Annotated in this window: 8 protein-coding genes; 3 read left to right on the top strand and 5 right to left on the bottom strand. The window is 42.6% G+C overall.

Annotation, left to right across the window (positions count from 1 at the left end):
• Window positions 1-267: 267 nt before the first annotated feature.
• Both E0E16_RS04745 and E0E16_RS04740 read left to right on the top strand, forming a co-directional pair.
• Window positions 268-2,616, top strand: a complete 2,349-nt coding sequence (locus E0E16_RS04745; protein ID WP_130829250.1) for a leucine-rich repeat domain-containing protein — start codon at window positions 268-270, stop codon at window positions 2,614-2,616.
• Between the two features lie 8 nt (window positions 2,617-2,624).
• Window positions 2,625-2,825 carry a hypothetical protein gene (locus E0E16_RS04740; protein WP_130829248.1) on the top strand — a complete coding sequence of 67 codons (201 nt, stop codon included), beginning with the start codon at window positions 2,625-2,627 and terminating at the stop codon, window positions 2,823-2,825.
• Between the two features lie 409 nt (window positions 2,826-3,234).
• Here E0E16_RS04740 and E0E16_RS04735 read toward each other — a convergent pair whose 3' ends face one another.
• Complete coding sequence (locus E0E16_RS04735) at window positions 3,235-3,918, bottom strand: OmpA family protein (protein WP_130829246.1); 684 nt, start codon at window positions 3,916-3,918, stop codon at window positions 3,235-3,237.
• Window positions 3,919-4,151: 233 nt separating this feature from the next.
• Here E0E16_RS04735 and proS point away from each other — a divergent pair, with 233 nt between their 5' ends.
• Window positions 4,152-5,633: a proline--tRNA ligase gene (gene proS, locus E0E16_RS04730; protein WP_130829244.1), complete on the top strand. Its 1,482-nt coding sequence runs from the start codon at window positions 4,152-4,154 to the stop codon at window positions 5,631-5,633.
• Between the two features lie 91 nt (window positions 5,634-5,724).
• Here the strand turns inward: proS and E0E16_RS04725 are convergent, their stop codons facing one another.
• The 4 genes from E0E16_RS04725 to E0E16_RS04710 form a co-directional block, all read right to left on the bottom strand.
• Window positions 5,725-6,177, bottom strand: coding sequence for a DUF4293 domain-containing protein (locus E0E16_RS04725; RefSeq protein ID WP_130829242.1), 453 nt, complete (start codon window positions 6,175-6,177; stop codon window positions 5,725-5,727).
• A gap of 2 nt (window positions 6,178-6,179) precedes the next feature.
• Window positions 6,180-6,521 carry a DNA-directed RNA polymerase subunit omega gene (locus E0E16_RS04720; protein WP_130829240.1) on the bottom strand — a complete coding sequence of 114 codons (342 nt, stop codon included), beginning with the start codon at window positions 6,519-6,521 and terminating at the stop codon, window positions 6,180-6,182.
• Window positions 6,522-6,546: 25 nt separating this feature from the next.
• On the bottom strand, window positions 6,547-7,374 hold the full coding sequence (locus E0E16_RS04715; RefSeq protein ID WP_130829238.1) for an outer membrane protein assembly factor BamD: 828 nt from the start codon (window positions 7,372-7,374) through the stop codon (window positions 6,547-6,549).
• A 118-nt stretch (window positions 7,375-7,492) separates the two neighbouring features.
• On the bottom strand, window positions 7,493-8,446 hold the full coding sequence (locus E0E16_RS04710; RefSeq protein ID WP_130828553.1) for an IS30 family transposase: 954 nt from the start codon (window positions 8,444-8,446) through the stop codon (window positions 7,493-7,495).
• Window positions 8,447-8,631 lie beyond the last annotated feature (185 nt).

Raw genomic sequence — 8,631 nt, 5'->3', positions numbered from 1 at the left:
AATCTCTTTTCTCCCTGTTTTCTTTTGGAGTAAGGCGAAAATTTGCGACCTTTGCTCCGAGGTTAATTGATGATATTTCACAATACAAAGTTAATTAATCTTGGGGAGACAGAGGTCTCCCTTTTTTATTTGTATTGCTGGTTGTTTTTTTTCCTCGCCGAGAGATGCAGACAACCTCTCGCTACGCTTCGAGAACGTCTGCATCTCTCGGCGAGGGCTACTCTTTTATTGCACTTCGTTTTGGAACTTGCAGCATGGTTAGCGCTTGTGCTGCTATTGATGACGGCTCTGCCTATCACGGCACAGAACGTAGGCGACAGGTTCCAAGTCGATGGCTATTATTATGAGGTGGTGGATGCTGCGAACCATAAAGTGAAAGTAACATACGCAAACGCAAATGCGGCAACGGCGGATGCCACACTGCAGGTGTTAGCCAATGCAACGGCTGACCTCCCTAACGAGTGGAAAGGCTACAACGGGACGCCGAAAGTTAATTTAGTAGAAGAATATAAAATAGGAATTTTTTCTAATAAAATTGCAGACGCAGACCAAAAACATAAGATTTCTCTAATAAAAGTTCCTGCAACTGTCAAGAATAATAATGATGTCTGGAAAGTGGTAGCCATCGGCTCCTATGCATTCATCAATGAAAGGGGAATTGATAATGTGGAGCTTCCTGAAGGGATAGAAGCCATTGAGGATGCCGCCTTTTATCAATGCAGTGTCACGATGATTAATTTCCCAAAAAGTCTGAAGTACATTGGTTGGCGTGCCTTCTACAAGACCAATTTGGAACCTTATAGCGGCATTACTACAAAAAGTAACAAAAGCTCAACTAAACATACGAAAAATCTTCAACCTATCATAATTCCTGGCAAGACTGCCATAGGTCCTCAAGCCTTTGAAGGAAGTTTTTCAACGTCAAAATTTGAGTGTTCACAAATAACATTCGTGGGTTATCAGGCTTTCAAGGGAGACAAATTTAAGATCACAACACCCATCCCTAAAACAGCGAAGATTGGCGAAGCAACCACAGATACCAAAATTACTGACATGTATAACAATCTACCCGCAGGCACTGACCAACGTTCGGGTGTGGAATCTTTTGCTGAATTCAGCGGCACTGTAAGTTTGGATGACGGTCCAACAACCATCCCTACAGGCATGTTTGAAAATGCTTTCACAAACTTACCTAAATTTGTCATTCCCTATTCAGTGAAGAATTCCATAGAAGAAAGAGCTTTCGAAAATGCCGGTATCCTTAGTTTCAACGACTTGTCTGTAGTAACGAAAATAGGTGCAAGGGCTTTCAAACATGGCTGTATATCAGGCGATTTTGAAATCCTTGATAACGTTACAGAAATTGGCGATGAAGCTTTTGCGTGCAACGGCAAGCTGACAGGGCTTAAAGTGATAGGCTCCAACGACTGCAAGATTGGCGAAGGCATTGTTAGAGGATGCTACAACTTGGAGTATCTTGACCTGCGCAACATGAAAAGCACAGAGGCCAAAAACAACCTGAAGAATTTGTCGCGTGAATTTGACACGGACACCAACCCGAACAAAACCATCACGGCAGAGCTTCCAACCCACACCGTCGTTTATCTTCCCGATGCAGCGGACATCACCTTTGCGGAAGGTCAGGACGTGAACTTTGTCAAGAGCAATGGCTCATGCACAAAACTGAGCTTGCAGGATGGCGCAGAATATGAGTTCCCTTATGCCATCAAAGCCAATCAAGCAGTTTACAACAGATGCAACATGACCATTAACAACATCACCGTAAACCGTGGTTACAATACGGGGTTACCCATCAGCCATTATGAAGGCGACAACTCTCTGACCTCCTACCGCGAATTCTCTGATTTTGCCTCCGGTAAAAACTGCTTCACCGTCTTCCTGCCATACGCCGTGAAACTGCCGAAAGACAACGGCATACGCGCATACAATTTGGACTTACAAACAGAGAGAAGCACGGGTAAAATAAACGAATACACCGGTGAATATGAAATGGAAGAAGTTTATGTGTTTAAGTCAATCCCCGACGGCAGCACACTCGAGGCAAACACACCCTATTTGCTGCGCATCACCAATGGTGGGAACTACACCTCTCAGAATTTCGAAGCGATTGACAATCCGGTGGTAATTGCTGCGTCTGGCAATGACAAGTATGATGAAAATCATGGTGGAAGATTAAAGCCAAAATTCTCTACCCGGGGTGTGACAGACCAAAGCTACGTGTTCACCGGTAGTACCGAAAAAATTCCACGTGTGCCGGGGGGAGGTAGTCGGGAAGACAACCCTTGGACCCTGGGTCGCGATGAAAACGGAAACGATATGTGGAAAAGAATGCCGGAAAAGACAGGTTTCGGTAAACTCATACCTCCTTTCCGCGGGTGCATTATGCTTAAGCCGACTGCTTCCCCGGCCAGGCAGTTTGTGTTGTTACTCACAGAGGACAATAAACCGGCGGGCATCAACGATGTGACAGGAAACACCGATGCACAGAAAGGTGTACAGCAGATATACACCATTGACGGACGCTATGTGGGCACCAACTTCGACAGCCTGCCGTCGGGTATGTATATAGTTCAGGGAAAGAAAATGTTGAAGTAGAAATAAATATGAATATAGGAGAAAAGAATATGAACAAGACTATATGCGACAAGCGTACATACTTGCAGCCACGCATCGAAATCATCAAAATGAGCACGAACGCCGGCATGATGGACACCGTCACCATTGCAAGGAAAGATGAAAATACGGATGAAGCCTATGGAAAGCAGGTGGAATGTGATATGGATGTATGGGACGACGGACAATGATTATGGTTGGAAATACGCAGCAACATTCGGTGAGAAATGCCGAATAAAGCAGAAACCATGATATAAAGCAAAAGGGTGTGTCAATAGGCACACCCTTTTTTATGCTTTATCGAAAAATGGAATGATTAAAGCCAAGATAAAACCAAAGATATCCATCAAGTAAATTAAGATATCCATCAAGTAAATTGTAACAGACTCATCAGCAACTTCCATTGATTCGGATCATGAGAATTACCCCAATGCCATACATGTTTCCTATCATTTTCGGCGTATGCCCATTTTCATGTCATGAAACTTATGAATGACAAAGTAATGACATAAGGGAAGAAAACGTCAAACAACCGCCTGCTTGGATTGCAAGAGGCGGTTGTTTGACGTTTTAAGAACTAAGCTCAAATACCTAATTTGCTTATTTTAAAGTTCCGTTGTTTGCCGCGTTAATCATGTTCTGGGATGCATACAAATAAACTTCCACACGACGGTTGGCAGCACTTACACGCTTATCTTCTATGGGGTTTGCACTACCCAAGCCTTCTACCGTGCGAATTTGTGCAGCCGACACTCCCTGTGAACGCAAATAAGTAGAAACCGATTTTGCTCTTTTCTCTGACAACGGAATGTTGATTTCATCGTTTCCGGAAGCATCTGTATAGCCCTGAATTGCCACATCACAATCAGAATTCTTTTTCATCACGCTTGCGAAATTCGCCAATTCGCTCTTTGAGGTAGCACTTAACGTTGCACTATTCAACGCAAAAAGAATACCTGAATCGAACGTTACTTTCACGCAATCCAACCCATTGGCATCCGTTACTTTCTCAACTTTACCATTTGGCACCTGAGCCGCGGTTTCCCGTGCCACTTTATCCATGTGATGTCCTATCAATGTTCCTGCTCCTGTTCCAACAGCAGCTCCGATAGCCGCGCCAATCATTGTACCTTTGCTATTCTTACCGATAATATTTCCTACAATTCCGCCAAGAACCGCGCCACTACCCGCGCCTATCAAACTGCCTGTACCTTGTTTTGTTGCACAACTTGATACTAATGTCAATGCGCATAATCCTACTGTGAATGTCTTTAAATTCTTCATAATTCAAAAAATCTTATGTTAATTATTATCTATATTTATAGAACACTATCCCATTTTCGATTGCTATCTAATACAAAGATACAACAAATTGTTCTTTATTTAAGCGTTTGCCAACATTTTTTTGTATTTTTGCACAAAGATAAGGCTAAGTAGCCCCATATACGTAGGGAAAATTCCTAAAATCACAAGGGAAACTCCTATCATCAGAACGAAAATAGAAAAACGAAATACTTATGGCAAAAGAACTCAAAGATCTTACCAAGCGAGCCGAGAATTATTCACAGTGGTACAACGACTTGGTGGTGAAAGCAGATTTGGCAGAGCAGTCAGCTGTACGCGGATGTATGGTTATCAAGCCCTATGGCTATGCCATCTGGGAAAAGATGCAGGCACAACTCGACAAGATGTTTAAGGAAGCAGGTGTACAAAACGCCTATTTTCCATTGCTTATCCCAAAAAGTTTTCTTTCAAGAGAAGCAGAGCATGTGAAAGGATTTGCTAAAGAATGTGCTGTGGTAACTCACTATCGCCTAAAATCCAATGAAGAAGGTGATGCTGTGGAAGTTGATCCCACCGCAAAGTTGGAAGAAGAATTAATCATTCGTCCCACCAGCGAGACCATCATTTGGAATACTTATCGAAATTGGATACACTCCTATCGCGACCTACCATTGATGTGCAACCAGTGGTGCAACGTGATGCGTTGGGAAATGCGCACACGTCCGTTTCTACGCACATCTGAATTTTTATGGCAGGAAGGACACACAGCTCACGCCACACGTGAGGAAGCCGAAGAGGAAACAAAGAGAATGCTTAAAATATACGCCGATTTTGCCGAACAATGGCTGGCAATCCCTGTGGTTCAGGGAGTAAAAAGCGAAACGGAGCGTTTTGCGGGCGCACTGGACACCTACACCATTGAAGCGATGATGCAAGATGGAAAAGCTCTTCAGAGTGGTACATCGCATTTCCTTGGACAAAACTTCGCAAAATCTTTCGGTGTAACTTTCTTGAACAAGGAAAACAAGCCCGAATATGTTTGGGCCACCTCATGGGGGGTCAGCACACGCTTAGTGGGTGCCCTCATCATGACCCACTCTGATGATAACGGACTTGTACTTCCGCCTAAAATAGCCCCCATTCAGGTAGTGATCATTCCTATTTTCAAAGGCGAGGAACAGCTGAAGGCAATTTCCGACAAACTGCAACCGGTGATTGACCAATTAAGGAAACTGGGCATTACCGTAAAATTTGACGATGCGGACAACAAACGTCCCGGCTTCAAGTTTGCCGATTACGAGTTGAAAGGAGTTCCTGTACGCCTTGCCATGGGCGGAAGAGACTTGGAGAATAATACGATAGAAGTGGTTCGACGCGACACTTTAGGGAAAGAAAGCGTCAGCTTCGATGGCATAGTGGAATATGTAAGCAAACTGCTTGAGGAAATTCAAACCAACATATACAAGAAAGCCGTAAACTTCCGCGATGCACATATCTACGAATGTGATGATTATGAAGAATTCAAGGAGAAAGTAAAAGACGGCGGATTCTTCCTCTGTCATTGGGATGGAACGTCAGAGACAGAAGAGAAAATCAAGGAAGACACGCAAGCCACCATACGATGCGTACCGTTCATGTTCGAACAGACTGAAGGAGTTGACATGGTGAGCGGAAAGCCGGCGAAGTACCGTGTTTTAATTGCACGTTCGTATTAACAACAGAGCGACAAATACGTAAAAAGACTATTTAAAAACGGGCATTTGCTTCAATAGCAAATGCCCGTTTCATGATTAAAAAGTCAAATTTTCATCTAATCCTATCAGCTGCTCTTACCAAAGCCTCATCAGCTTTTATTGCCCTCTTTGCCAAAATCACTAAAACGAAAGCGACAAAAGGAAAGCAAGCTGTTATTTGATAATGAAAGATGGTGTTATTGCCGGATATTCTGCTAAAAACAATATACGCAACGTACCAAACAACAAGCAGCAACATAAGAATATTACAAGTCAGCATCTGTCGCTTCCGATGATGAAAATCGAAAATCGCGAAGAGATGGAGAGGCAACGTAAGAAGGAGTATTGCGAATAGAGGCCAAACGCTAAAATCCTTTGCCCCATTTCCATCAACAATCCATAAGTTGAGCATCTTGCTCGCCACACACATTCCATTAGGTTCAAACCAACCTATGGGCAAAGACAAGCAAGTCAGTACCAAGACAAAGGAGAGGAAAAGAAAAATTGTCTGTTTACGCTGTATCATTCCTAAATTTCTTCTTCTTCCAAATTATCCTTAGCCGGATCACGCCAATAAATATTCCCCTCCAAAAATTCCTGAGTTGCCAATAATGTAGGTTTGGGAAGTTTCTCGTAGTAGCGACTTATTTCAATTTGTTCGCGGTTTTCAAAAACTTCCTCCAAGGAATCGTTATAAGAAGCAAACTCTGCCAACTTTCTACTCAAGTCCTGCTTAATCTCAACTGAAATCTGATTAGCGCGTTTTGCGATAATCGCAACACTCTCGTAAACATTACCTGTTTCTTTCCAAAGTTCCAAAACGTCACGAGTGACGGTATTTACAGGCGATTTTGACTTTTTGTAATCCATTCGATGTATTGTTTATATTTCCTAATTATTCTTTCGTAAATTCTTTACACTTCTCAATATACTTTTCAGCTGTAGCTCGTTCTTTTGAATCCGGATATTCATTAATAAATCCGTAACATTCATCTTCAGCATCCTGATATCTTTGCACTTTCTTCTCTTCTACACTCATCTGCGCCAGTTCAAATTTACTTTTCATAACCAGCACCGCAAATTCCTCTCGCAAAGGTGTATAGGGAAAATCGTTCAAAGCGTTCTCAGCAGTAATGATACATGCTTGGTAGTTGTTGCCACCATCGTTTGAACAATTGCCGAAATATGTTCCAAGATTGTAATATAATTTAGCACTGAGAAATTCTTTACGTATCAATTTGTCTTGAAGCTCGAACAATCGCTTTTGAGCTGTTCCTTTCATTTTTCCATTCGGAAAGACATCCAAATAGTCTTGAAAAGCTGCAATAGCCTCCACAGTTGGTGTCTGATCCAATCGTGGCTCCGGAGTGCCGGAATAAAGACTCTGCCCAATATAGAATGAAGCCATTTCCGCGTAATCACCATTAGGATAGATTTGGTAATACTTTCTAAAAGTTTCAGAGGCAGCCTCGTAATCCCTTAATCCGTATTCTGCCATTGCCAACATATACAGACATTCCTGGGCATTATCCGTGCCTTTCATGATGGTTACGAGATCTTGCAAAAGAGGCACGGCAAAACTATATTTTCCATTCGCAAAGCATTCTTTTGCATACTCATATTTGTAGGTATAGTCGCTACTCTTGTAAACTTGGTTATATTCACGAGCACAACTTGTCATAAACAGGACTAAAACCAATGTAATGAAAAAGTTCTTCTTCATAATTCGAATTTGATTTGCAAAGTTACACATTATTCTATAAATAACAAAAGTAGAGTATGTTTTTTAGCAAAAAATCACTTTTCAACGAGAGTGGCGGATTCCATAAGCAAGTGCAAAATTACACAATTCTTTGTTTAATCATATCTTTTGGCTTTTGAAATTGATTCTTTTTTCTTGGTCTGTTGTTTAATTTCTCTATTATATGTTTTATCATTCCCTTGGATATACCTTTGAAATTGGTCTTCTTAGGTATATATTGCCTGATGAGTCCATTCATGTTTTCAATTGCCCCCTTTTCCCATGAGGAGTATGGATGCGCAAAATAAACAGTTGTACCTAGTTTCCTTGCTATAATCTCATGTGCTGCAAACTCACTTCCGTTGTCCGTGGTAATAGTCCTGACTGGCAATTGGGACTCTCTAAGCAGCCGCACCACGGCATGCGCCAAAGGTACGGCCTGTTTTCCCGTTTCAAGTTTCTCCATGAGCATATAACAGCTCTTCCTGTCCACCAACGTTACGATGGCACCTTTTCCATTCTTTCCCACGATGGTGTCCATTTCCCAATCGCCTATGGAACGACCGTCTGCCTCGACGGGTCGTTCGTCAATCGAAACTCTGTTAGATATCAGTGCGCTGCCCGACATATTAGATGTCCTGCCCTTGTGCCCGCCATGGCGAAGGTGTTTCCGGATATTATCCTTATGGTGCGGGGAACTGGCTGCTATCCAATTATAGATAGTAGACTTGGAGACCTTCATGCCTTCCTCTCTCCTAAGCCAGCCGGAAACTTCCTCGGGGGACCATTGCTCATGGCGGATAAGTTCAAACACACGGCTGCAGACATAAGGCTTGACAGAACGGTTGCCAGGGTTGTTCGACTTGCGACGGCGAGCTCTGAGTATTGCCAAATGACAGCTGTAGATACCCTTCTCATTTGAATTACGATTAATTTCGCGAGAGACGGTACTTACAGACACGCCAATTGTCTCGGCTATAAAACTAAGTGAGAATTTCTTTTGGAGTAACACACTTATTGTGTATCTTTGCTCCGAGGTTAATTGTTTATACATTGCAATACAAAATTAGTTAATCTCAGGGAGAGGGACGAAAGTCTTTCTCCTTTTTTTTGTATTGCTTAAGTTATCCGTCAATGCTCTTTGGGGGCTTCGCGCCCCCAGCCGCAAGGCAAACCTCCGCGGTGTTTTTCATAGTTATTGCACCCACAGAGATTTTGCACTTCTATTTGGAATTAGCA

Source organism: Prevotella rectalis (genome assembly GCF_900607215.1).
Lineage (GTDB): Bacteria > Bacteroidota > Bacteroidia > Bacteroidales > Bacteroidaceae > Prevotella > Prevotella brunnea.
This window is presented reverse-complemented; position numbering and strand designations above follow the sequence as displayed.